This window comes from Alkalibacterium gilvum (assembly GCF_900109085.1).
GTDB classification, from domain to species: Bacteria; Bacillota; Bacilli; order Lactobacillales; family Carnobacteriaceae_A; genus Alkalibacterium; species Alkalibacterium gilvum.
In genome coordinates, this window is record NZ_FNYW01000001.1 from 186,015 (window position 1) to 209,266 (window position 23,252).

Sequence of the window (23,252 nt, forward strand, 5' to 3'; positions counted from 1 at the left end):
AAAATGGAGGAATACACAATGACAGAATTTCATGCTACAACGATTTTAGCTATTCAACATAATGGAGAATGCGCTATGGCTGGAGACGGTCAAGTTACAATGGGCGAGAGAGTCATTATGAAAGGCTCGGCTCGTAAAGTTAGAAAAATTTATAATGATGAAGTATTGGTTGGCTTTGCTGGAAGTGTGGCTGATGCATTTACCTTGGAAGAAAAATTTGAAGGCTACTTGAATAAGTACAATGGCCATTTGATGCGTGCGGCTGTCGAGCTGGCCACAGAATGGCGTACAGATAAGATGATGAAGAATCTTGAAGCCTTGCTTATCGTAATGAATAAAGAACAGATGCTTTTGGTATCGGGGAATGGTGAGGTTATTCAACCAGATGATGGTATTTTAGGTATTGGTTCAGGTGGGAACTTTGCTTTGTCCGCTGCCAGAGCTTTGAAGAAGCATGGAGAAAAACTCTCAGCAGAAGAAATAGCAAAAGATAGCCTAACGATTGCTGCAGATATTTGTGTCTATACGAATCATAATATTATAACTGAAAAACTGTAAGGAGATGAGTAATATGAAAATAAGAAATGATTTAACACCAAGAGAGATTGTCACAAGATTAGATAAATACATTGTTGGACAAACAGCTGCGAAAAAATCTGTCGCTGTCGCATTGCGTAATCGCTATCGCCGTTTGAAGCTTGACGAAGATATGCAGAAAGATATTACACCTAAAAACATTTTAATGATTGGTGCAACAGGTATTGGTAAAACAGAAATCGCAAGACGTTTAGCTGACATTGTAGACGCACCATTCATCAAAGTGGAAGCAACAAAATTCACTGAAGTTGGTTATATTGGCCGTGATGTGGAATCAATGGTCAGAGATTTAACAGAATCTGCTATTCAATTGGTCCGTGAAGAATACCGAAAAAATGTCCATGGACAAGCTGAGAGACGAGCGATTGAACGTGTAGCGAAGGCTCTAGCACCCGGAATTAAGAAAAAGAAAACAACGAATGACTCCAATCCGTTAGCGGGCATGTTTAAAAATATGGGTGTTGACCCAAATCAATTTAATCAGAATGCGGAAGAGGAAGAAGAAACTGTAACTGAAGAAATTTCCACAAAACGTGAGGCACTCATTGATCAAATAACTCGAGGGATCCTTGATTCTCGAGAAGTGGAGATTAAAGTTGAAGAAAAGAAAAATACTAAGAGTAACCCAATGAGCCAGCCTTTAGAACAAATGGGCATTGACTTGTCTGAAACATTTGGACAATTAAAGCCTTCTAAAAAAGTGAAACGTAAAGTCTCAGTTAAGGAAGCTGTGAAAATCTTTACTGAAGAAGAAGCGGATAAATTGATCAATACGGAAGATATATACTCAGATGCAATTAATTTAGCAGAGAATTCCGGTATTATCTTTATTGATGAAATTGATAAAATAACATCCAAAGGTCAAAATAGCAGTGGGCAAGTCTCACGTGAAGGTGTTCAAAGAGACATTCTGCCAATCGTTGAAGGCTCTAGCGTTCGTACTAAATATGGAACGGTTCACACAGATCATGTCTTGTTTATTGGTTCAGGAGCCTTTCACTTATCTAAACCGAGTGATTTAATACCTGAATTACAAGGACGCTTCCCAATTCGTGTAGAACTGGATGATTTAACAAAAGAAGATTTCGTTAAAATACTGACCGAACCAGAAAACGCTTTGGTCAAACAGTATCGCGCCTTACTTGAAACTGAAAATATCGACGTTGTATTTACTATGGAAGCCATTGAGAAAATTGCTGAAATAGCTTATGAAGTGAATGAATCAACAGATAATATTGGAGCACGTCGCTTGCATACGATACTAGAACGACTGCTCGAAGAATTGTTATTCGAATCACCGGATATGCAAATGGGACAAGTGAAAATCACGGAGAAATATGTCGAAGATAAAATCGGGCATATCGTGGAAAATAAAGACCTAAGCCGTTATATCCTATAATAAAATTTTTGGGGTGCAGATATAGTGAATGAAAATCTAAACGGGCAGACAAAAGAAGAGTTACTTCTGAAAATAAAAAATCAAAAACTACTGATAGACGAACTGCTTGCCGAAAAAGAAGCTGAAGCGAAGCTAGATTATCCTTGGAAAGGGAATCTTGGTCACTGGTATTGGAATATACAGAGTAATGATGTTGTTTTCAATCCTATGAAAGTAGAGGCTATCGGCTATACAATAGAAGAGTTGCCCGACAAAATACCGTATTCTTTCTTTACAGATAAATTGCATCCTGATGATTATGAAAGAGTAATGGAAAACATGAGTCAACACCTGGAAGGATCAACACCTGTATATGAAGTGGAGTATCGTATCCAAGCGAAAGATGGTTCCTGGAAGTGGTTTTATGATCGTGGAAAAGTTACGAAAAGATCAGAAGATGGAACGCCACTTTTTTCTGCTGGTATCGTTTTTGATGTTTCAAAACAGAAAAGCAAAGTGGAAAATCTCGAAGATCTGACTTCCTCTTTGATCAAACTTGTTGATAAAGATGAACTGACTGGAATAAGAAACAGACGGGCGGTTATTAGAGAATTAAAAACACATCTGCTCGACTCTGCTGTCAAAGATAAAAAGTTAGCCGTTAGCATGATAGATATCGACGATTTTAAACAACTTAATGATACTAAAGGGCATGTCTTTGGAGATTATGTCCTCAAAGAGATCGCTAAGACACTGGAACGCACCCTAGGTAAAAAAGGAATCGTTGGTCGTTATGGTGGAGAAGAATTTTTGATCCTTTTACCTGACTCATCCAAAGATGCAGCACAGCAGTTTCTTGAGAATTGCAGAGCAGCCATTGAAACAAACGAATTTTTAAAACAAGAAGCAATAACTATCAGTGGAGGCTATACCTTTTATACACAAGGTGATTATGAAGATGTAATCAAAGAGGCAGATAAAAATCTATATCAGTACAAAGCTAGTGGTAAAAACAAAATGACAGGATAAAAAAAAGGCCCTTTTCTGAGTTCCGTTTCAAAAAACGGAGCCTGAAAGGGTCTTTCTGTATTTATTTACTTTTTCTGGTTCAATCCAAATGGAACTTTATTCTCTTCGCCTTTGCGTATCCGGGCGATATTCTCTTTATGTCTGACTACAACAAGAATCATGGCCAGCCATACGATCAGGGTAAACATCCAGTCGCCTGTAATAAAAGCAGTTAAAGCCGCGACGATAAATGTCAGCACACTTGCTAGACTAACCATACTCGATGTGTAAAGAATGATTCCAAAAAGTAGTATCATAACGAGGACAAAAAGTGGCTGGGCTCCTAAAGCGACACCTGCAGTTGTAGCTACAGCTTTTCCACCTTTAAATTTAGCAAATATAGGATAAACATGTCCGATGATGGCCAATAATCCAATAATCATTGGATGAATCGTTAAGCCAAACCAGATAGGAAGTAATGCGGCTATCGTACCTTTAGCTATATCCATGACCAAAACAATTGTTCCAGCCCATTTGCCTAAAATACGATACGTATTCGTAGTCCCTGAATTACCACTGCCGTGATTTCTAATATCAGTCTGAAAAAAAGCTTTACCTATCCATACGCCCGAGGGAATTGATCCTAGAAGATACGCAACGATCATTAGTGTGATTTCGATCAAATGAGCTTCCTCCTTAAAGTGTTGTAAAACCTTTTATTATTCTACCATGCTAGAACCTTAACGACAATAAAGTTTATCCTTAGCACGTTGAAAATTAGCTCTAGAGTGATTATAATGGCGTGGTCTAACTGTCTTTGGCACATTTAGATAGGAAGTCGTTGTAAGTATGTCAAAGTTCCCCATCTTCGACATATTTGAATAAGGATGATCAGCTAAATACGTTGAAGTTTCCTATCTTTGACATATTTGAATAAGGATGATCAGCTAAATACGTTGAAGTTTCCTATCTTTGACACATTTGAATAAGGATGATTAGCTAAACACGTTGAAGTTTCCTATCTTCGACACATTCGCCTAAGGATGATTAGCTAAACACGTTGAAGTTCCCCATCTTCGACATATTCGCCTAAGGATGATCAGCTAAATACGTTGAAGTTCCCCATCTTCGACATATTTGAATAAGGATGATCAGCTAAATACGTTGAAGTTTCCTATCTTCGACACATTTGAATAAGGATGATTAGCTAAATACGTCGAACAGTCTACTTTTAATACATATAATCAAATACACATAAGAATTTATTAATCCTACTTCAGAATTATTTACTTTTTCAGGTAGCCTGGTCTTGAATGAATAGTTAGAGATGCTAATGAAACGTGACAAAAAAATGGGAACGAATGTTTTTTACACATCGTCTGGTAATTATGGTAAGATTAATAGTGCTTGCACCTAGTCGTACACGAGATCTTATAAACTATAATATTTTTAATTAAATAAATGGCTGTATTTTTAGAATCAAAGGAGAATCTGTGATAATGGTAAAAAATAAGTATGATGATAGTTCTATACAGGTACTAGAAGGCTTGGATGCAGTAAGAAAACGTCCAGGTATGTATATTGGCTCAACTGATTCCAGAGGTCTTCATCATTTAGTCTATGAAATCGTCGATAATGCTGTAGATGAAGTATTGGCTGGATATGGATCAAAAATCGATGTCATTATTCATAAAGATAATAGTATCACCGTAAAAGATAATGGACGTGGCATGCCAATAGGAATACATAAATCAGGTGTACCAACGATTCAAGTTATTTTTACTGTACTACATGCTGGAGGGAAATTTGGCCAGAGTGGAGGATATAAAACGTCTGGGGGGCTTCATGGTGTTGGTGCCTCTGTTGTAAACGCCTTATCTGAAGAATTAACTGTAAAGGTAAACAGGGATGGCTATGAGTATACTCAACTTTTTAAAAATGGTGGAAAACCAAGTGGTAAACTAACCAAGAAAAAAGGACCGAAAAAGGTAACGGGAACAACTGTCCATTTTAAACCAGATCCTTTAATTTTTTCAACGCTTGATTATTCCTTTTCTCAATTAAGTGAGCGCTTAAGAGAATCAGCTTTTCTATTGAAGGATGTTATCATCTCTGTAAAAGACGAACGAAAAGAAGATGCAGAAGAAGTTTTTCATTATGAAGAAGGAATCAAAGAATTTGTAAGCTACATTAATGAAGAAAAAGATACACTGACACCTATCGCTTATTTTGAGGGTGAATACAAAGGGATTGAGGTAGAGTGTGCCTTTCAATACAATGATGGCTATTCTGAAAATTTACTTAGTTTCGTTAATAATGTGCGGACCAAGGATGGTGGAACACATGAGATTGGAACGAAAACTGCTATTACCAAGACATTTAACGAATACGCTAAACGTATAAATTTGCTTAAAGAACGAGATAAGAATCTGGAAGGTAGTGATGTAAGAGAGGGGATTGCTATTATTCTTTCTGTCCGTATTCCAGAGAACCTTCTTCAATTTGAAGGACAAACCAAGAGTAAGTTAGGAACGAATGAAGCACGGGCTGCTTGTGATACTGTTATATCCGAGCAATTCAATTTTTGGCTGGCAGAAAATGGCGAAATGAGTCAACAGATTGTAAGGAAAGCCATCAAGGCAAGAGAAGCACGTGAAGCGGCTCGAAAAGCAAAAGATGAATCACGAAACGGTAAAAAAAGAAAGCGTAAAGAAACACTTCTATCGGGTAAGTTAACACCTGCACAAAGTAAAAATGCGAAAAAGAATGAATTGTATCTTGTCGAGGGAGATTCAGCTGGCGGTTCTGCCAAGCAAGGTCGAGATAGAAAGTTTCAAGCTATCCTGCCTTTACGTGGTAAGGTTATAAATACTGAAAAAGCAAACATACAGGATATATTAAAAAATGAAGAAATAAGTACGATGATCTACACAATCGGTGCTGGTGTTGGTCCAGAATTTGATATCAAAGACTGTAATTATGATAAAGTTGTCATCATGACGGATGCGGATACAGATGGTGCTCATATCCAAGTGTTGTTGTTAACCTTCTTTTACCGTTATATGAAGCCTTTGATTGAAGAAGGTAAAATTTACCTTGCGCTTCCTCCTTTATATAAAGTGTCTAAAGGAAAAGGGAAGAAGGAAGTCATCGAATATGCATGGACTGATGAAGAATTGGATAAATTACTTGAAAGCTTTGGTAAAGGATATATCATTCAGCGCTACAAAGGTTTAGGTGAAATGAATGCGGACCAACTATGGGACACAACCATGAACCCAGAGTCTCGAACACTTATACGTGTAACAATTGATGATTTGGCACAAGCTGAGCGACGTGTCTCTGTTCTCATGGGGAATAAAGTTGATCCGAGACGTAAGTGGATTGAAGAAAACGTAGAATTCTCACTTGAAGATGATGGTAGTATTTTGGAAACCAATGAACCTCTTGAAGAAATAGAAGATACATTAGAGTTGTAAGAAAGGTTTGACTTACTAATATGGTAAAAAAAAGAGAAGAAATTCAAGAATTAACACTAGAAGAAGTAATGGGAGATCGTTTTGGTCGTTACTCAAAGTATATCATTCAAGAACGGGCACTTCCTGATATTAGAGATGGGTTGAAGCCTGTACAACGTCGTATTTTGTATGCGATGTATTCAGATGGCAATACGCATGATAAAGGTTTCAGAAAATCAGCTAAAACAGTCGGGAATGTTATTGGTAATTATCATCCACATGGCGACAGTAGTGTGTATGAAGCGATGGTGCGAATGAGCCAAGATTGGAAAATGAAAACACCACTTGTGACGATGCATGGTAACAACGGAAGTATGGATGGTGACCCTCCTGCAGCGATGCGTTATACGGAGGCGCGTTTATCTAAAATAGCCAATGAGCTCCTTAAAGATATAGATAAAGAAACTGTTGAATTTGTATTAAATTTTGATGATACAACCAATGAACCAACGGTATTACCTGCGCGTTTTCCCAATCTACTTGTAAATGGCGCGACGGGTATATCTGCAGGTTATGCGACAGATATACCTCCCCATAACCTTGGAGAAGTGATTGATGCTTGTATCTATCTTATTCAACATCCGAATGCCTCTCTCTCAAAATTGATGGACTTTATAAAGGGGCCGGATTTCCCTACAGGTGGAATAATTCAAGGAGTCAAAGGGCTTAAATCTGCCTATGAAACCGGCAAGGGGAAAATCGTTGTTCGTTCTAAAACGGAAATTGAAAAAATAAGAGGCGGCAAGGAACAAATCGTTATTACCGAGATTCCTTATGAGGTAAATAAAGCTACGATGGTAAGAAAAATGGATGAAATACGCATCAATAAGAAAATTGACGGTATCGCTGATGTTCGTGATGAAAGTGACCGTACCGGTTTACGAATCGTTGTAGAATTGAAAAAAGAGACTCCTACACAAGGTATATTGACTTATTTATTTAAAAATACAGATTTGCAAGTATCTTATAATTTAAATATGATTGCTATCAGTGATAGACGTCCTCAACAAGTAGGTTTGAAAAAATTCTTGAGTGCGTACATTTCTCATAAAAAAGATATCGTTAGAAAACGTACCCGATTTCTCTTAAACAAAGATAAAAAACGATCCCATATCGTAGAAGGTCTTATCAAAGCTATTTCGATATTGGATGATCTAATCAAGACGATAAGAGGAAGTAAAAACAAAGGCGACGCTAAGAATAATATAATCAAAGCTTATGGTTTCACTGCAATGCAGGCAGAAGCCATTGTAAATTTACAGCTTTACCGTTTAACGAATACAGACATTACTCAACTTCAAAAAGAAGCAAGTGAATTAGCAGCACGTATAGATGAATACAATAAAATACTTAATGATGAAAAGACTTTGGAATCAGTAATGAAAAAAGAACTGAGAGAAGTGAAAAAAGCACATCATAAAGACAGACAAACAGTCATTGAAGAAAAAATTGAGGAACTTAAGATTGAAAAAGAAGTACTTGTCACAGAAGAAGAAGTCGTTGTCTCTGTTACAAAACAAGGTTACTTGAAACGGACAAGTTTAAGATCTTACGGTGCTTCAAATGCTGAAGAACTTGCACTTAGGGATGGGGATCACTCTGTCTTTACCGAAAAAATTTCAACTTTAGATCATATTATACTGTTTACCTCAAAAGGGAATGTTATAAACAGACCCGTACATGAACTTCCTGAGATAAGGTGGAAGGACTTAGGTGAACATATTTCTCAGTCTATAAGCATAGAACCTGATGAGAAGATTATTGCTGTGTATGGTCTTAAGGAATTTTCTAAAGAGCGTAAGTTTGTTTTCATTACCAAAGCAGGTTATATTAAGCAGACACTCGCTTCTGATTATGCACCCAAGCGGACATATCGCTCTCGCTCTGCAACGGCTATTAAGCTAAAATCCGAGACGGATGAATTATTGTCTGTTTATGAAATTAAGGATGAATCATTGTATGATGTCTTCCTCGTAACCGAATTAGGATTTGGTCTACGTTATACACTACCCGAAGTATCGACGGTTGGTGCAACAGCTAGTGGAGTGAAATCAATTAACTTGAAGAAAGAGGACAAGGTAGCAGGCGGGCTTATTTTCAACCCTTCAAAAGGAGTAAAAAGCGTCTTAATGATAACCCATCGCGGCTCGGTGAAGAGAATGAATATTACAGATTATGATGTCATCTCAAGAGCTAAACGTGGCTTACTTGTTTTAAGAGAATTGAAAAATAAGCCGCATCGTATGGCGTTAATGATTGATATCAATAATCTTGACGAAACCTGGACAATTGTTACAGATAAAGGAAAAGACTTCAAGCTCAAAGCGAATGATTATACGCTAAGTGACCGGTATAGCAACGGATCGTTTATTTTAGACGAAGATAATGATGGCGTACCTATGACTGCTTATAAAGAAAGTACGGTCATCATAGAAGATGAAAAGAAAAATAAGTAAAAGATAACATGTTAAAGAAGACACTAAAAAGAACCAATCAGGTGAGTCTGATTGGTTCTTTTATTTCTAAATAAGCTAAGATCCAGCTAATTCTTTTAACTTTTTGAGATCATCATCATCGCCTAGCGCAATCAATGTTTGACCAGGAGTCAGTAGATGATCCTTTGTCGGGTTAAAGATGATTTTTTCATCATCTTTATTTTTAATAGCAATAATGATTAAATCGGTTTGTTCAGGAATGTTGGCTTCCATTAATGTTTTATTGCAGATGTCTGACGAGGCATGGATAACCGCTTCATTTAAGTTTAAATCAATTTGTCCAGAGTGAGTGATTGTATCTAAAAAAGCAATTACTGAAGGTTTTAAAAGCATGGCTGCCATCCGATGGCCTCCAATTTCATTAGGTGAAACAGTTTTGTCTGCACCAGCACGAATCAGTTTTTCGTGAGAGTTATGCGTGATAGCGCGTGCCACAATATGCAAATCAGGTTTTAACTGTCTAGCTGTAAGGACTGTATATAAGTTGTTGGCATCATTATTGAGTGCAGCAATCAAGCCACTTGCACGATCTATTCCAGCTTTTTTTAATACTTCGTCTTGAGTCGCATCACCTTGGAAAGCTATGATGTTATCATAGTCTTGAAGGGCCTCCAGTTTATCTTCTTCGAATTCGATGACAACAAATTTTACTTCTTCTGTTTCTAGAGATTGTATAATGTGTTGACCCGTTTCTCCAGCTCCACAAACGATGATGTGGTCGGATAATTCATTGAGTTGATCTTTCATCTTTTGTTCTCTCCAAACTTTTTGTAATGTGCCTCCAAAGAAAAAACTAATTAATTGTGAGCCTGTATAACCTAAAGTACCCAGACTAAAGAAAATAAGTATGATCGTAAATAATTGAGCAGGGGCGTTAAGTGGAGTTACTTCTTGAAAGCCTACTGTAGATATGGTTATAGAAGTCATGTAAAAAGCATCCATTAAACCGATATCAAGGAGTAGGTAATAGCCACCTGTACCAACAATAATAATAGCTACAAGTAAGTACAAGATATATAGCGTGCGTTTATTCTGCTGCATCGATTCAACTCCTAAAAAGATAAGGTATCGTACTATTCTTTGTCACTATTTTATCATTAAAAAATTAAAAGATATAGGAATTTCTTTGATGATATGAAAAGTTGGGGGGGGAGGAAGAGGAAGAATCACGTTATTATTCTCATTTTACAGATATAGCAAGCATAAAAAAAGGATGAGCCAGCGCGAAGCTGGACTCATCCTTTTTTAAAATACTTATCCTTTATATGCGTTTCTGTAAACTTGTGCGAGCTCGGTTACTAAAGGAAGCTTAGGATTTGATATTGTACATTGGTCTTCGAATGCATTGTCTGCTAATTCGTCAACAATGGCTTCGAATTCTTTTTTATCTACGCCATTTTCTTTAATGCTCATAGGAATGTTCATTCCTTTTGCTAAATCGTAAATAGCTTTAATTAAACTTTCAACACCTTGTTCGGTTGTGTTAGCTGGTAAGTCTAAAGCTTTTGCAATCTCTGCATAACGCTCATCTGCAATGAAATGTTCGTATTTTGGAAACGCAACGAATTTTGTTGGTTTCTTGGCGTTATATCGAATGACATGGGGGAGTAAGATAGCATTTGAACGACCATGAGCGATATTGAATTTATTACCTAGCTTATGGGCTAAACTATGGTTAATTCCAAGGAAGGCGTTCGCAAAGGCCATTCCCGCCATGGTAGAAGCATTATGCATTTTCTCTCTCGCAGTTTCATCAGAACCATTCTTATATGCTGTTGGTAGGTATTCAAAGACGAGTTGAATAGCTTTGATTGCCAGTCCATCTGTATAGTCATTCGCCATATTAGAAACATATGCTTCGATTGCATGTGTCAGGACATCCATTCCTGTATCCGCAGTAACAACAGGAGGTACAGTCATGACAAACTGAGGATCGATGATTGCTACATCCGGAGTCAACTCATAGTCAGCTAATGGATATTTAGTTGATGTTTCTTTATCAGTAATAACAGAGAATGAAGTAACTTCAGAACCCGTACCTGAGGTGGTTGGAATAGCTACAAATTGAGACTTGCCACCAAGTTTAGGGAATTTATAAACACGTTTTCTGATATCCATGAACTTCTGTTTAATGCCATTGAAATCTGTTTCTGGTTGTTCATAGAATAACCACATACCCTTAGCAGCATCCATTGGCGAGCCACCACCTAGAGCGATGATTACATCAGGTTGGAAGGCTTCCATTGCTTTAGCGCCTTTCATAACTGTTTCTTTAGAAGGGTCAGGCTCAACATCTGAGAATATTTCACAGTGTACATAATCCGGACGATTTCTTAAGTGGTAAAGGACACGATCAACGTAGCCTAACTCTACCATCATTGGATCTGTTACGATAAAGGCTTTTTTAATATCAGGCATTTTAGCAAGATATTGAACAGAGTTACGTTCAAAGTAAACTTTTGGCGGAACCTTGAACCATTGCATATTGTTGGCACGTTTCGCACGTTTTTTCACGTTAATAAGATGCATAGTACTGACGTTTGAAGACACTGAATTACCTCCGTATGAACCACATCCCAAGGTTAGGGAAGGGATATAAGCGTTATAGATGTCACCAATGGCACCTTGACTTGATGGTGCATTGACAATGAGTCGACCAGCTTTCATTTTGCGATCAAATTTTTGAATAACTTCTTCATCGTGTGAATGAATAACAGCTGAGTGACCTAAGCCGCCATAGTTAAGCATTTCTTCTGCACGCTTGATACCTTCGTCTGAGCTCTTAACCTTATAAGCTGCAAGGACAGGACTTAATTTTTCTCTTGATAACGGATATTTTTTACCAACACCGTCATATTCAGCAATTAAGATTTTAGTATCTTCTGGAACTTTAACACCCGCCATATCAGCAATTTGATATGCAGAACGTCCAACGATGTCAGCGTTTAGTTGTCCTTCTTCTGACACCATCAATTTTTCTACCTTCAAACGCTCATCATTGGTTAAATAATGACATCCATTATCTGTCATCTGTTTTTTCACGTCATTGTAAATTTCTTTATCAACAATAACCGCTTGCTCAGAGGCACAAATCATACCGTTATCAAACGTTTTTGAAAGAATTAAATCGTTTGTTGCACGCTTAACGTGTGCTGTTTTTTCTATATAACAAGGAACGTTACCGGCACCAACACCTAAAGCTGGTTTACCTGAGCTATAAGCTGATTTCACCATGCCTGGGCCACCTGTAGCTAAAATTGTTGCAACCTTATCATGCTTCATCAATGCTTGAGTTGCTTCAAGAGATGGATTTTCAATCCATTGGATACAATTTTCTGGCGCCCCCATTTTAATTGCTGCTTCATATAATGCTTTTGCAGCCGCAGCACTCGATTTTTGTGCGGAAGGGTGGAAGGCGAAGATGATTGGATTTCCAGTTTTTATTGAAATAATGGATTTAAAAATTGTTGTTGATGTTGGGTTAGTAACAGGTGTAACTCCGGCAACAACACCAATAGGTTCAGCAATCTCAACCGTTCCATTATGAACATTTTCATTTATTACGCCAATTGTTTTATTATCTTTTATACTATGGTAGATATATTCAGAAGCGAATAAGTTTTTGATGATCTTATCTTCATAAACGCCTCGACCAGTTTCTTCAATAGCCATTTTTGCTAATGTCATATGATTATCTAAACCAGCCAAAGCCATTTGTTTAACAATCACGTCTATTTGGTTTTGATCAAGTTCACGCATTTCCTCTAATGCTTTATGTGATTTAGTGACTAATTGATCGATAGTATCTAAGACCTTTGTTTCCTTTTTGTTTTTCTCTAAAACCTTTACCATAATGATCTCCTCCTAATATTAGTGAAACAATGAGCAAACATGATTAAAAAAGAAAGCGTTTTATCTTTTTTAATAAAATAGAATTATGTTGTTTCGTATCTCTATCAATAGCTTTCATCGTGCTCATTGCTAACTACAAATCTAGAATAACATAGTGAACCACTTCACATACAATGGAGTTGTGTCTATTTTGTGACACTTTACACATTTTCCTGTAATACTATCTGTTTAATAAATCGTCACTAATTGTTCACTGTTTAACTTGTCAGAAAAGACTGAATGTGATAATATGAACTTGTAAAGACGTGATATAAACGATATATATAGTAGAGGAGAATGGATTATGGAAAAACAACGTACAGACAATCTATCTTTAGACTCCCTTTGGTCTGGTTTCGCAGGTAAAGTTTGGAAAGATGAAATCGATGTGAGGGACTTTATTCAAACGAACTATGCGCCTTATGATGGTGACGAAGCCTTTTTAGAAGGGCCGACAAAAGAAACAGAAAAATTATGGTCGCAGGTTATGGATCTTAATAAGAAAGAACGCGAAGCAGGCGGCGTTTTAGATATGGATACTGATGTGGTCTCAACTATTACCTCACACGGACCAGGATATCTATCGAAAGATATGGAGAAAATTGTTGGCTTCCAGACTGACCAACCATTTAAGCGCTCATTCCAACCCTTTGGTGGTATTCGTATGATGGAACAAGCAGCTGATTCATACGGCTTCGAAATAGATCCCTTTTTATCACATGTCTTTAGAGACTGGAGAAAAACACATAATCAAGGCGTTTTTGATGCGTACACACCTGAAATGCGTCAAGCACGTCGTACAGGTATTATTACCGGCCTACCTGATGCATACGGTCGCGGTCGTATCATTGGAGACTATCGCCGTGTCGCATTATATGGTGTCGATCGTCTTATTGAAGAAAAAGTAGCAGACAAGACTAACTCTGACACAACAATGATGAACGCTGAAACAATCAGAGACCGCGAAGAACTAAGCGATCAGATTAAAGCCTTGCATGAGCTTAAAGAGCTAGGTAATATTTATGGCTTTGATCTTTCTCGACCAGCCCAAAACGCAAAAGAGGCTTTCCAATGGTTGTATCTAGGTTATCTTGCTGCAGTTAAGGAACAAAATGGTGCTGCAATGTCTCTTGGTCGTACATCTACATTCTTGGACATCTATATTGAAAGAGATTTGAAGAATGGCACAATGACAGAAGCAGAAGCACAAGAGTTAGTTGATCATTTTGTTATGAAATTACGTTTAGTTAAATTTGCCCGTACACCTGAATATAACGAATTATTCTCTGGTGATCCGACTTGGGTTACTGAGGTTATTGGTGGCGTTGGCTTAGATGGCCGTCACATGGTAACAAAGAGTAGTTTCCGCTTCTTAAATACGTTAACGAACTTAGGACCAGCTCCTGAGCCTAACTTAACTGTCTTATGGTCTACTCAGTTACCACAATCATTCAAAAATTACTGTTCACGCGTATCGATTGAAAGTAGTGCTATTCAGTACGAAAACGATGATATTATGCGTCAAGAATGGGGAGATGACTACGGAATAGCTTGTTGTGTTTCAGCAATGCCTATCGGTAAGCAAATGCAGTTCTTCGGTGCCCGAGCAAACTTAGCTAAAGCACTTCTGTACGCTATTAACGGTGGTGTTGACGAGAAAACTAAAGCACAAGTTGGACCAAAATTCCGTCCGATTACTTCTGAATATTTAGACTATGCAGAAGTTACTGAAAAATATGATGATATGCTGGATTGGTTGTCTGGAATGTATATAAATACATTGAATATCATCCACTATATGCACGATAAATATAGTTATGAGAGTGTAGAAATGGCTCTGCATGATTCAAAAATTGTCCGCACAATGGCTACAGGTATTGCTGGATTTTCAGTTGCAGTTGACTCATTGTCAGCAATTAAACACGCTAAAGTTAAAGTGATTCGTGACGAAGATGGTTTAGCAACGGATTATGAAATCGAAGGCGATTATCCAAAGTATGGTAATGATGACGATAGAGTAGATAGTATTGCAGTAGATTTACTCAAAACATTCATGAAAAAAGTTAGAAATCACCCAACTTATCGTGACGCTACACATACAACGTCAATTTTAACGATTACTTCAAACGTTGTGTATGGTAAGAAGACGGGGAATACACCAGATGGCCGTCGCGAGGGCGTACCTTTTGCACCAGGAGCTAATCCGTTACACGGAAGAGATTCAAATGGAGCCTTGGCAAGTTTAAATTCTGTAGCTAAACTACCGTACAAGGAATCACTCGATGGCATTTCAAATACTTTCTCAATCGTGCCAAAAGCATTAGGTAAAGAAGACAGTGTTCAACAAACTAATTTATCAATGATGCTTGACGGTTATGTCAAAACAGGCGGACATCACTTGAACGTGAATGCTTTGAATCGTGATACTTTGGTCGATGCTATGGAGCATCCAGAAGAATATCCACAATTAACGATTCGTGTATCAGGATATGCTGTTAACTTTATTAAACTAACGAAAGAACAACAAATGGATGTACTAAGTCGTACGTTCCACGATTCAATGTAAAAAATATTTTACTTTAAACAGGGGGAAATAATAAATGACAGAACAAACAATAGGTTATGTACACTCAACAGAAAGTTTCGGATCTGTTGATGGTCCAGGAATCCGCTTCGTCGTTTTTATGCAAGGTTGTCGCATGCGTTGTGAATTCTGTCATAACCCTGACACTTGGAATATGGGGGGCGGTACACCTTTCACTCCGCAGGAACTTCTTGACAAGGCATTAAGGTATAGAAATTACTGGGGAGATGAGGGGGGTATCACTGTCAGTGGTGGAGAACCACTTATTCATATCGATTTTTTGATTGAATTTTTCAAATTAGCTAAAGAAAAAGGGGTAAACGTGTCACTAGATACTTGTGGACAGCCATTCACCTATGATGAGCCTTTCTTTAGTCGCTTTGAAGAATTAATCGAATATACTGATTTGGTTCTGATGGATATCAAGCACATCGATAATGAATTTCATAAAAAGTACACCATGCACGGTAATACAAGTATTTTGAATATGGCTAGATACCTTTCAGAGAAAAATGTCCCTATGTGGTTACGACACGTGCTTGTTCCAGAACGTTCTGATTACGATGATCACCTTGAACGATTAAGTGCATTTATTGATGAACTTGACAGTGTCATCAAGGTAGAAGTATTGCCTTACCATCGTTTAGGCGTTTATAAGTATGAAGAACTCGGCATTCCTTACAAACTGAAAGATATCGATCCGCCCACAGCTGAGCGTATTGAAAATGCCAATCGTATTCTAAAAACACATAAGTATCAAACACAATAAGAAATGATTAAAACTATGCCGACTTTATTAAAAGCGAAGACTTTTTTATCCGCTTTTAGTCGACATAGTTTTTCATTTATTGAAATTTATTTCATTTTACTATATTCTGTTATAAGAGAATGTTTTTAAAAGGAGAATGACAGTGAATAAAATATTAGTTTTTGGACATCAAAGTCCAGATACAGATGCAATTACTTCTGCTATAACTTTTTCTCATTTACAAAATGAATTAGGGAAAGAAACAGAAGCGGTAGCCTTGGGAGAAACAACTGACGAAACTAACTATGCACTAAATTATTTTGGCGTAACAGCACCGCGCGTCATTACGACTGCGGCAGAAGAAACACAAGAAGTGATGCTAGTGGATCACAATGAAAGTCAGCAAAGTGTGCCAGATATTGATAAAGTTAAGATCTTAGCTGTGGTTGACCATCACCGTATAGCTAATTTCCAAACAGCAAATCCTCTTTTTTATCGTGCTGAACCTGTGGGATGTACGAATACAATTATTTTCAAGTTGTTTAAGGAAAATAATGTAGACATTCCAAAACATATTGCTGGTTTAATGCTTTCCGCAATTATTTCAGATACCCTTCTTTTAAAATCACCAACGTGTACAAAAGAAGATGAAAATGTAGCCGAAGAATTGGCTAAGCTTGCAGGTGTTGAATTGGAAGCGTATGGTAAAGCGCTCTTGAAGGCAGGAACGGACACATCGAGTAAAAATGCAGATATGATCCTCAATGATGATGCAAAAAACTTCCCTATGGGGAATTTAACTGTTCGTATCGGGCAGGTTAATGTCGTAGACGTGGATGAAATCTTAGTGCGTAAACAAGAGTTACTCGAGGAGATGGCATCTCAAAGCGATGCTAATGCCATTGATTTATTTATATTGCTTGTCACAGATGTTTTAAACAGCGATTCAATCGCAATTGTTTATGGTGATGAACAAGCCGAAGTCTCTAAGGCTTTCAACAAAGAAATTACAGACGCCACAATGGTACTAAAAGGTGTTGTTTCAAGAAAGAAACAAGTTGTCCCACCACTTACAGCCCAATTCAAATAAGTAAAATAAAAAAACGGATGCCCTCACGTGAGGCATCCGTTTTTGTCTTTTTCTTAGAAAAGTGAGAGTTTACACGTATAGGTTGTTATATGTGTAAAAGCCATTTTGCTTATTAACTAATTGTTCAGCTACTTTCAAAGCTCCACGAGCGAAAATATCTTTTGACTGGGCAGAATGCTTGATTGAAATTACCTCATCATGTCCAGCGAAAAGCACTTCATGTTCACCGACAATTGATCCTCCACGAAGAGTAGAAATTCCAATGTCCTTTTGGTCGCGCTTTTCAGTAGATTGGGTACGGTCATAAACTTCATTCGCGTCTGGTCTAGCGTTCTCTTTAATAGCATCAAGTAATTTGATGAGCGTCCCACTCGGCGCATCAATTTTCTGATTATGATGTTTTTCAATCATTTCTATATCATAATCATCCATTAAAGGGGCTATGTTTTCAAGCAACTGTGTCACGATATGAACGCCGTAACTCATATTAGCGCTGAAAAACACAGGGGTTGATTGGGCTTTTTCAGTGAATAAATCGAATAATGTTTCTTTTTCTCCTGTCGTTGCAATAACCATTGGGAGGGTTATTGCAGAATTAAGCACTTCTTTCGTTAAGGTCGGATGCGAGAAATCGATTAAACAATCAGCCTCTGGCAAATCAGTTGTTACGGAGTCATATAAGGGGTAAGGACAATCATTTTCTTCGGTCGGCGATAGGGCACCAACAATGTCATGACCATTTTCTTCTGCCAATTGAGCGACTCGCTTATTCATAGCACCATATCCAACAAGTAATATCTTCATATGAATTAACCGTCCTTTCTAGTATGATCAAACAGTTCAGTTAAAACAGTTTGGGCATCTTTTTCAAGGGGGACCAATGGGAGACGTAAAGAATACTCTCCAAAACCTAAGTGACTTATGAGTGCCTTAATAGGAATTGGATTCACATCCACATTTAAAGCATCCACTAAGGGAAAGAGTTTATGATTGATTTGGGCTGCTTGTTTAGGGCGTTTTTGAGCTGCTTCATACATTTCCTGATACTCTTTTGGCAAGGCATTAGCTATGACGGAAATTAAACCGTGTCCTCCTAAGGAATAAAATGGAAGGGCAAGATCATCATTTCCGCTGTAAAAAGAAAATCCCTCATCCACGACATATTGTAGGCGATTTAAATGGGCAAGATCACCAGTAGCATCTTTCAGTCCAACGATATTATCGTGTTGCTTAACCAAAACTTCCAATGTTTCTGGGGCAATAGTCATCCCTGTACGAGCAGGCACATCATATAATATCACTGGAATAGACACAGCTTCAGCAATAGCGCTAAAGTGAGCAATGAGTCCTTTTTGACTGGTTTTATTGTAGTAGGGTGTAATGACTAGTAAGCCATCCACACCGAGTTTTTCAGCCTCTTTCGAATGAAGAATACTCTCTTGTGTGTTATTAGATCCAGTGCCAGCAATAACTGGGATATCACCATCAGCCACATCGATAGCGATGGATAAAAGTGTCGTTTTTTCCTTACGCGTTAACGTTGCGCTTTCACCGGTGGTTCCATTTACGATAAAGGCCTGGATGTTGTTTTTTTTCAAGTAAGTTATATGATTTTTAAAGCTATCATAGTCAACAGAGTCCTTTGAAAAGGGGGTTGTGACGGCTGCGGCTGCGCCAGTAAATAGTCTTGTCATATTAATCTTCCTTTCTTGATAGAAGGTCTTCGAGTATTTGTATTGCATTTAAAGCGGCACCCTTTTGGATGTTATCAGACACTGACCAGATGTGGTAAGTGTTTGGCAAACTGTTATCTTTTCTGATTCGTCCAACAAAGACGCTTTCTAATCCTGCGGCATCTAGTGGGGTCGGATAAATATTTTGCGTTGGGTCATCCATCACGACGATTGAAGGGAAATCTCCTAACACGTTTTTTATATCTGCCACACTCGGCTCTTTTTCGAGAGTCACATTTATGGCCACGGCATGCGCATGTAAGACAGGAACACGCACGCAGGTAGCAGTAACATCAATGGCGTCATCGTTTAAGATTTTCTGAGTTTCGTTGATCATTTTTGCTTCCTCTTTGGTATAACCATTATCCAGAAAGTCGTCGATGTGCGGAATAACATTATGATGGATAGGTTGAGGGTAATTCTTAGGCGCTTCACCTTTTTCCCCTCTAGTCAGATCATCAATGCCTTGCCATCCTGAACCTGATACTGACTGATAGGTTGTATAAGCGACACGCTTAACTCCAAAGCTGTCAGCTAAGGCTTTCAAGGGAACAACCGATTGGATGGTTGAGCAATTAGGGTTAGCAATAATACGTCGCTTAAGGCTGGGGGTATTGACTTCAGGAACAACCAAATCAATTGTATCATCCATACGCCAGGCACTTGAGTTATCAATCACCACTGCACCTGATTTCTCAAATAAAGGTGCAAAATGTAAGCTTGTTCCACCACCTGCAGACATGAGAACGTAATCAAAGGATTGTTTGGCTTTCTCCTCAGTTAATTCTTCAACAATTAAAGTTTCTCCCTTAACGGCAATTTCCTTCCCGGCTGAGCGGGCTGAAGAAAAGAGTGTCAATGAGGAGTAGGGAATATCTTTTCCCTCAATAATCTCTAGCATTGTTTTTCCAACCAGTCCAGTAGCGCCTACGATTGCAATATTAGTCATGTAATCAACCTTTCTATTTTAATATAATTATAAATCAAAAGCCTCGCACAAAAGACGTGCTGCTTTTTCACCATAGTTTTCATCTACAACATAAGACACGCTGATTTCAGAAGTTGTTACTTGGTAAAAGGGAATATCCGAAGTCAGTAGGGTTTTAAAAATTTTGGAAGCAACACCGGTCATATCACGCATTCCTGCTCCGATGACAGATAACTTACAATACGTTGTTTCGATTTTTACGTAAAGATTAGTATATGATTCTCTGAGCACGTCAAAAAGATAATTCAAATCTTTTTCTTCCGATTCTTTCACTGTAAACGATAATTGTAGACCTTCTTGGTTCTGAATTTGAGAAATCATATCGATATTGATTTCTGCTCCTTCTAGTTTATAAAATAAATCAGTTAGGAATGTTTTGGAATCAAGGGGGTAAGTAATGGTAACGTGAGCCATTTCTTTATCTAAGGCAACCCCTGTAACGGCTTTTCTTTCAAGCATTTGGTCATTTGGCACAATCCATGTTCCTTTCTCATCAGATAATGTTTTTCCTAAGTAAATGGGAATGTTGTGATTATTGGCTAATTCTACACTGCGCGTTTCAAGGACACCTGCGCCCAGGGCAGACATCTCCATCATCTCCTCAAAGGAAATCATCTCCCAGCGTTTAGCGTTACTGTATATACGCGGATCTGTACTGAACACCCCTGTAACGTCGGTATAAATTTCGCAGGTACAATTTAGAGCGGCCGCAAGTGCGACAGCTGTGGTATCTGAACCACCACGTCCAAGTGTAGTCAGTTCGCCCACTTCATTAAACCCTTGGAAACCAGCGACAATAAGTAAATCATTGGACTCAAAAAGGTTTTCCAAAAAGTCAGATTCTATTGAAGAAATTTTACTCTTTAAATGATGCCCGCGCGTTTCAATCCCCGCTTGGTAGCCAGTTAGGGGCTTTGTTCGAACATCCAAGTCATTGAGAGCTAGGGATAAAAATGAAATCGTTTGCTGTTCACCAGTATTAAGCAGCATAGCTAAATCTTTATCGTTAGGGTTAGCGGTCAGATGGCTGACTGATGTCAGTAGGTCATCCGTCGTTTTTCCCATCGCAGATACTACAACGATTAATTGTTCATTTTTATTAATGCGCGATTTTAAATAATCCGCAAGGTCCTTTATTTTTGAAAAATCAGAGACACTGGAGCCTCCAAATTTTAATACACTTCTTTTCATAACAACACCTTTTCTTTAAGTAATAGGGCAAGGATCTTTTTTTATGCAAAAAAACAAGCCGGGGTGGCCGGCTTGTTTTTAATTGATATCCTCACAAGCGGAAGCCCTCCGTGTAGCTAGTGCTCTACGGCAGTCTGTATATTCTTAACATACAGCCCAACAAACGGTTTTCTGTAAAAAACACGCTGTTTCGGCAAAAGTCCCTTTCCAAAGCTTCGGATATACAGATCCCATTAAAGCTTGTACTGATGACATTTGCGCCTCATCCAAATTATTCAACTGATTTGACTATGTATTAAAGCTTATCAAACTTTAATGTGCATGTAAACAGATAAACATTATAACCTAAAACTCTTTTTAGAATACCAATGCTATATATTCTGTAATGCCGCTTAAATAAAGGGTTATAAATGGTTGAGAAGGTAATAGCAGCTTGAGACTTCAAATGCTATAAATTAATTATTAAAATCCCCTCATAATAAACAACAAATAAAGATGGTATTTATGAATTCTATAGTAAACTCTAATGTTCTCTAATCATCTTTTTACTTTAAATATTTTCTGCATAATACCCCTTGATATTCACATATAAAATCCTAAAAGGTACTACATATACATTATATAAATATTTATACAAACAGACTAAAAGCAAGCATGAAAAGCGCTTACATATCTTTTAACAACAGCCTCCATTAGTGTTAGTATACATATGTAAAGCAGTGAACAAAAAATTATTTAAACAGGGCGACTTGTTTAAAAAAGGAGAGAGAAAAATGAGTGATGATAAAAAGGCCATCAGTATTTTTTCGGAAATCGGTGACTTGCAGACAGTTCTTCTGAAACGTCCGGGAAGAGAGATTGAAAACTTAACTCCGGATATCATGGAACGGCTATTATTTGATGATATTCCTCATTTACCTGTTATTCAAAAAGAACATGATAAATTTGCAGATGCATTAAGGGACAATGATATTGAGGTCCTGTATCTGGAAAAACTCTCAGCTGAAGCTATTGATGCATCCAATACGAAGGAACACTTTGTAGACATCATGCTCGATGAATCAGATATTCGATCAGAAAAAGTATATCAAGCATTGAAGGACTATTTACTATCAATGAGTACGTTTGATATGGTAGAAACTATTATGGCTGGGGTACGTAAAAAAGAAATAGATGTTGAGTCCAATCATCTGTCTGATTTAAGCGACGGCCATCAATACCCGTTTTATATGGATCCGATGCCAAATTTATATTTCACTCGTGATCCCGGTGTGTCGATTGGACATGGTATGGCAATAAACAATATGACTTATACAGCACGTAAGCGAGAAACGCTATTTTTAGAAACAATCATGAGGTATCATCCACGATTTAAAGACAGTAATATCGAGATGTGGCGCGATAGAAACGAAACCACATCGATGGAAGGTGGGGATGTGCTGATCTTGAACGATAAAGTTTTGGCTATTGGGATCTCTCAGCGTACTGAAGCGCGAGCTATAGAAGATTTAGCACAAGAATTATTTGAAAAGCATTCATCCTTTGATAAGATTCTAGCTATGAAAATCCCTAATGTCAGAGCCATGATGCATTTGGATACGGTCTTTACAATGATTGACTATGACAAATTCACTATACATCCAGGTATTTTGGAACTTGACGGCTCAATTGATACGTATACACTTGAAAAATCGAGTGAATCAGATGATCTAAAAATTACGCATCAGACAGATTTGAAAAAAGTACTGAAAGAAGCGCTAGGCGTTGAGGACATTGATTTGATTCAATGTGGTGGTGGTGACGCGATTGCTGCACCGAGAGAGCAGTGGAATGATGGATCCAACACATTGGCGATTGCCCCAGGCGTAGTGGTGACTTATGATAGAAACTATGTATCCAATGCTTTGATGAGAGAAAAAGGGATAAAAGTTATTGAGGTAGAATCAAGCGAACTATCTAGAGGTCGCGGTGGTCCACGCTGTATGAGTATGCCATTGATAAGAAAAGGAATATAATTAATACAAGGAGGAA

At 37.9% G+C, this 23,252-nt stretch carries 16 protein-coding genes and 1 riboswitch; of the genes, 9 read left to right on the top strand and 7 right to left on the bottom strand.

The window, feature by feature from the left end; all coding sequences use genetic code 11:
• Positions 1-18: 18 nt before the first annotated feature.
• Genes hslV through BMX83_RS00925 form a run of 3 tightly spaced genes read left to right on the top strand, consistent with a single transcriptional unit; the run spans position 19 to position 3,004 of the window.
• Complete coding sequence (gene hslV, locus BMX83_RS00915; protein WP_091632009.1) at positions 19-558, top strand: ATP-dependent protease subunit HslV; 540 nt, start codon at positions 19-21, stop codon at positions 556-558.
• Between the two features lie 13 nt (positions 559-571).
• Complete coding sequence (gene hslU, locus BMX83_RS00920) at positions 572-1,996, top strand: ATP-dependent protease ATPase subunit HslU (protein WP_425425819.1); 1,425 nt, start codon at positions 572-574, stop codon at positions 1,994-1,996.
• A 24-nt stretch (positions 1,997-2,020) separates the two neighbouring features.
• A complete protein-coding gene (locus BMX83_RS00925) occupies positions 2,021-3,004 on the top strand; it encodes a sensor domain-containing diguanylate cyclase (protein ID WP_091632014.1) in 984 nt (327 codons plus the stop codon).
• 65 nt (positions 3,005-3,069) lie between these two features.
• Here the strand turns inward: BMX83_RS00925 and plsY are convergent, their stop codons facing one another.
• The gene (gene plsY / locus BMX83_RS00930; protein WP_091632017.1) at positions 3,070-3,666 is read right to left on the bottom strand and encodes a glycerol-3-phosphate 1-O-acyltransferase PlsY; all 597 of its coding nucleotides are present in this window, start codon (positions 3,664-3,666) and stop codon (positions 3,070-3,072) included.
• 816 nt (positions 3,667-4,482) lie between these two features.
• Here plsY and parE point away from each other — a divergent pair.
• Both parE and parC read left to right on the top strand, forming a co-directional pair.
• Positions 4,483-6,462, top strand: a complete 1,980-nt coding sequence (gene parE, locus BMX83_RS00935) for a DNA topoisomerase IV subunit B (RefSeq protein WP_091632020.1) — start codon at positions 4,483-4,485, stop codon at positions 6,460-6,462.
• Between the two features lie 20 nt (positions 6,463-6,482).
• The gene (gene parC, locus BMX83_RS00940) at positions 6,483-8,957 is read left to right on the top strand and encodes a DNA topoisomerase IV subunit A (protein WP_091632024.1); all 2,475 of its coding nucleotides are present in this window, start codon (positions 6,483-6,485) and stop codon (positions 8,955-8,957) included.
• A 75-nt stretch (positions 8,958-9,032) separates the two neighbouring features.
• Here the strand turns inward: parC and BMX83_RS00945 are convergent, their stop codons facing one another.
• Positions 9,033-10,037: a potassium channel family protein gene (locus tag BMX83_RS00945; RefSeq protein ID WP_091632026.1), complete on the bottom strand. Its 1,005-nt coding sequence runs from the start codon at positions 10,035-10,037 to the stop codon at positions 9,033-9,035.
• Between the two features lie 213 nt (positions 10,038-10,250).
• Positions 10,251-12,848, bottom strand: coding sequence for a bifunctional acetaldehyde-CoA/alcohol dehydrogenase (gene adhE / locus BMX83_RS00950; RefSeq protein ID WP_091632029.1), 2,598 nt, complete (start codon positions 12,846-12,848; stop codon positions 10,251-10,253).
• A 343-nt stretch (positions 12,849-13,191) separates the two neighbouring features.
• Between adhE and pflB the strand changes: the two genes are divergently transcribed.
• From pflB to BMX83_RS00965, 3 genes are all read left to right on the top strand, one after another.
• Positions 13,192-15,453 (top strand): formate C-acetyltransferase, encoded by a 2,262-nt coding sequence (gene pflB / locus BMX83_RS00955; protein ID WP_091632032.1) that lies wholly within the window; start codon positions 13,192-13,194, stop codon positions 15,451-15,453.
• Between the two features lie 34 nt (positions 15,454-15,487).
• Positions 15,488-16,240, top strand: coding sequence for a pyruvate formate-lyase-activating protein (pflA, locus tag BMX83_RS00960; protein WP_091632035.1), 753 nt, complete (start codon positions 15,488-15,490; stop codon positions 16,238-16,240).
• 142 nt (positions 16,241-16,382) lie between these two features.
• Entirely contained in the window at positions 16,383-17,309 is a 927-nt protein-coding gene (locus BMX83_RS00965) for a manganese-dependent inorganic pyrophosphatase (protein ID WP_091632039.1), read from the top strand.
• 69 nt (positions 17,310-17,378) lie between these two features.
• Here the strand turns inward: BMX83_RS00965 and dapB are convergent, their stop codons facing one another.
• From dapB to BMX83_RS00985, 4 genes are read right to left on the bottom strand one after another with little or no spacing between them, the layout of a single operon-like run.
• Positions 17,379-18,113, bottom strand: a complete 735-nt coding sequence (gene dapB / locus BMX83_RS00970) for a 4-hydroxy-tetrahydrodipicolinate reductase (protein ID WP_091632042.1) — start codon at positions 18,111-18,113, stop codon at positions 17,379-17,381.
• A 5-nt stretch (positions 18,114-18,118) separates the two neighbouring features.
• Entirely contained in the window at positions 18,119-19,003 is an 885-nt protein-coding gene (gene dapA / locus BMX83_RS00975) for a 4-hydroxy-tetrahydrodipicolinate synthase (protein WP_091632044.1), read from the bottom strand.
• A 1-nt stretch (position 19,004) separates the two neighbouring features.
• Positions 19,005-19,991: an aspartate-semialdehyde dehydrogenase gene (locus tag BMX83_RS00980; protein ID WP_091632047.1), complete on the bottom strand. Its 987-nt coding sequence runs from the start codon at positions 19,989-19,991 to the stop codon at positions 19,005-19,007.
• A gap of 27 nt (positions 19,992-20,018) precedes the next feature.
• The gene (locus BMX83_RS00985; RefSeq protein WP_091632050.1) at positions 20,019-21,221 is read right to left on the bottom strand and encodes an aspartate kinase; all 1,203 of its coding nucleotides are present in this window, start codon (positions 21,219-21,221) and stop codon (positions 20,019-20,021) included.
• A gap of 93 nt (positions 21,222-21,314) precedes the next feature.
• Positions 21,315-21,495: riboswitch (Lysine riboswitch) on the bottom strand.
• A 499-nt stretch (positions 21,496-21,994) separates the two neighbouring features.
• Here BMX83_RS00985 and arcA point away from each other — a divergent pair.
• Positions 21,995-23,236 (top strand): arginine deiminase, encoded by a 1,242-nt coding sequence (gene arcA, locus BMX83_RS00990; protein ID WP_091632052.1) that lies wholly within the window; start codon positions 21,995-21,997, stop codon positions 23,234-23,236.
• Positions 23,237-23,252 lie beyond the last annotated feature (16 nt).

Coding starts and splice junctions, on each gene's coding strand:
- hslV (WP_091632009.1), top strand. CDS start 19: ATGACAGAATTTCATGCTACAACGATTTTAGCTATTCAACATAATGGA.
- hslU (WP_425425819.1), top strand. CDS start 572: ATGAAAATAAGAAATGATTTAACACCAAGAGAGATTGTCACAAGATTA.
- parE (WP_091632020.1), top strand. CDS start 4,483: ATGGTAAAAAATAAGTATGATGATAGTTCTATACAGGTACTAGAAGGC.
- parC (WP_091632024.1), top strand. CDS start 6,483: ATGGTAAAAAAAAGAGAAGAAATTCAAGAATTAACACTAGAAGAAGTA.
- BMX83_RS00945 (WP_091632026.1), bottom strand. CDS start 10,037: ATGCAGCAGAATAAACGCACGCTATATATCTTGTACTTACTTGTAGCT.
- adhE (WP_091632029.1), bottom strand. CDS start 12,848: ATGGTAAAGGTTTTAGAGAAAAACAAAAAGGAAACAAAGGTCTTAGAT.
- pflB (WP_091632032.1), top strand. CDS start 13,192: ATGGAAAAACAACGTACAGACAATCTATCTTTAGACTCCCTTTGGTCT.
- pflA (WP_091632035.1), top strand. CDS start 15,488: ATGACAGAACAAACAATAGGTTATGTACACTCAACAGAAAGTTTCGGA.
- dapB (WP_091632042.1), bottom strand. CDS start 18,113: ATGAAGATATTACTTGTTGGATATGGTGCTATGAATAAGCGAGTCGCT.
- dapA (WP_091632044.1), bottom strand. CDS start 19,003: ATGACAAGACTATTTACTGGCGCAGCCGCAGCCGTCACAACCCCCTTT.
- BMX83_RS00980 (WP_091632047.1), bottom strand. CDS start 19,991: ATGACTAATATTGCAATCGTAGGCGCTACTGGACTGGTTGGAAAAACA.
- BMX83_RS00985 (WP_091632050.1), bottom strand. CDS start 21,221: ATGAAAAGAAGTGTATTAAAATTTGGAGGCTCCAGTGTCTCTGATTTT.
- arcA (WP_091632052.1), top strand. CDS start 21,995: ATGAGTGATGATAAAAAGGCCATCAGTATTTTTTCGGAAATCGGTGAC.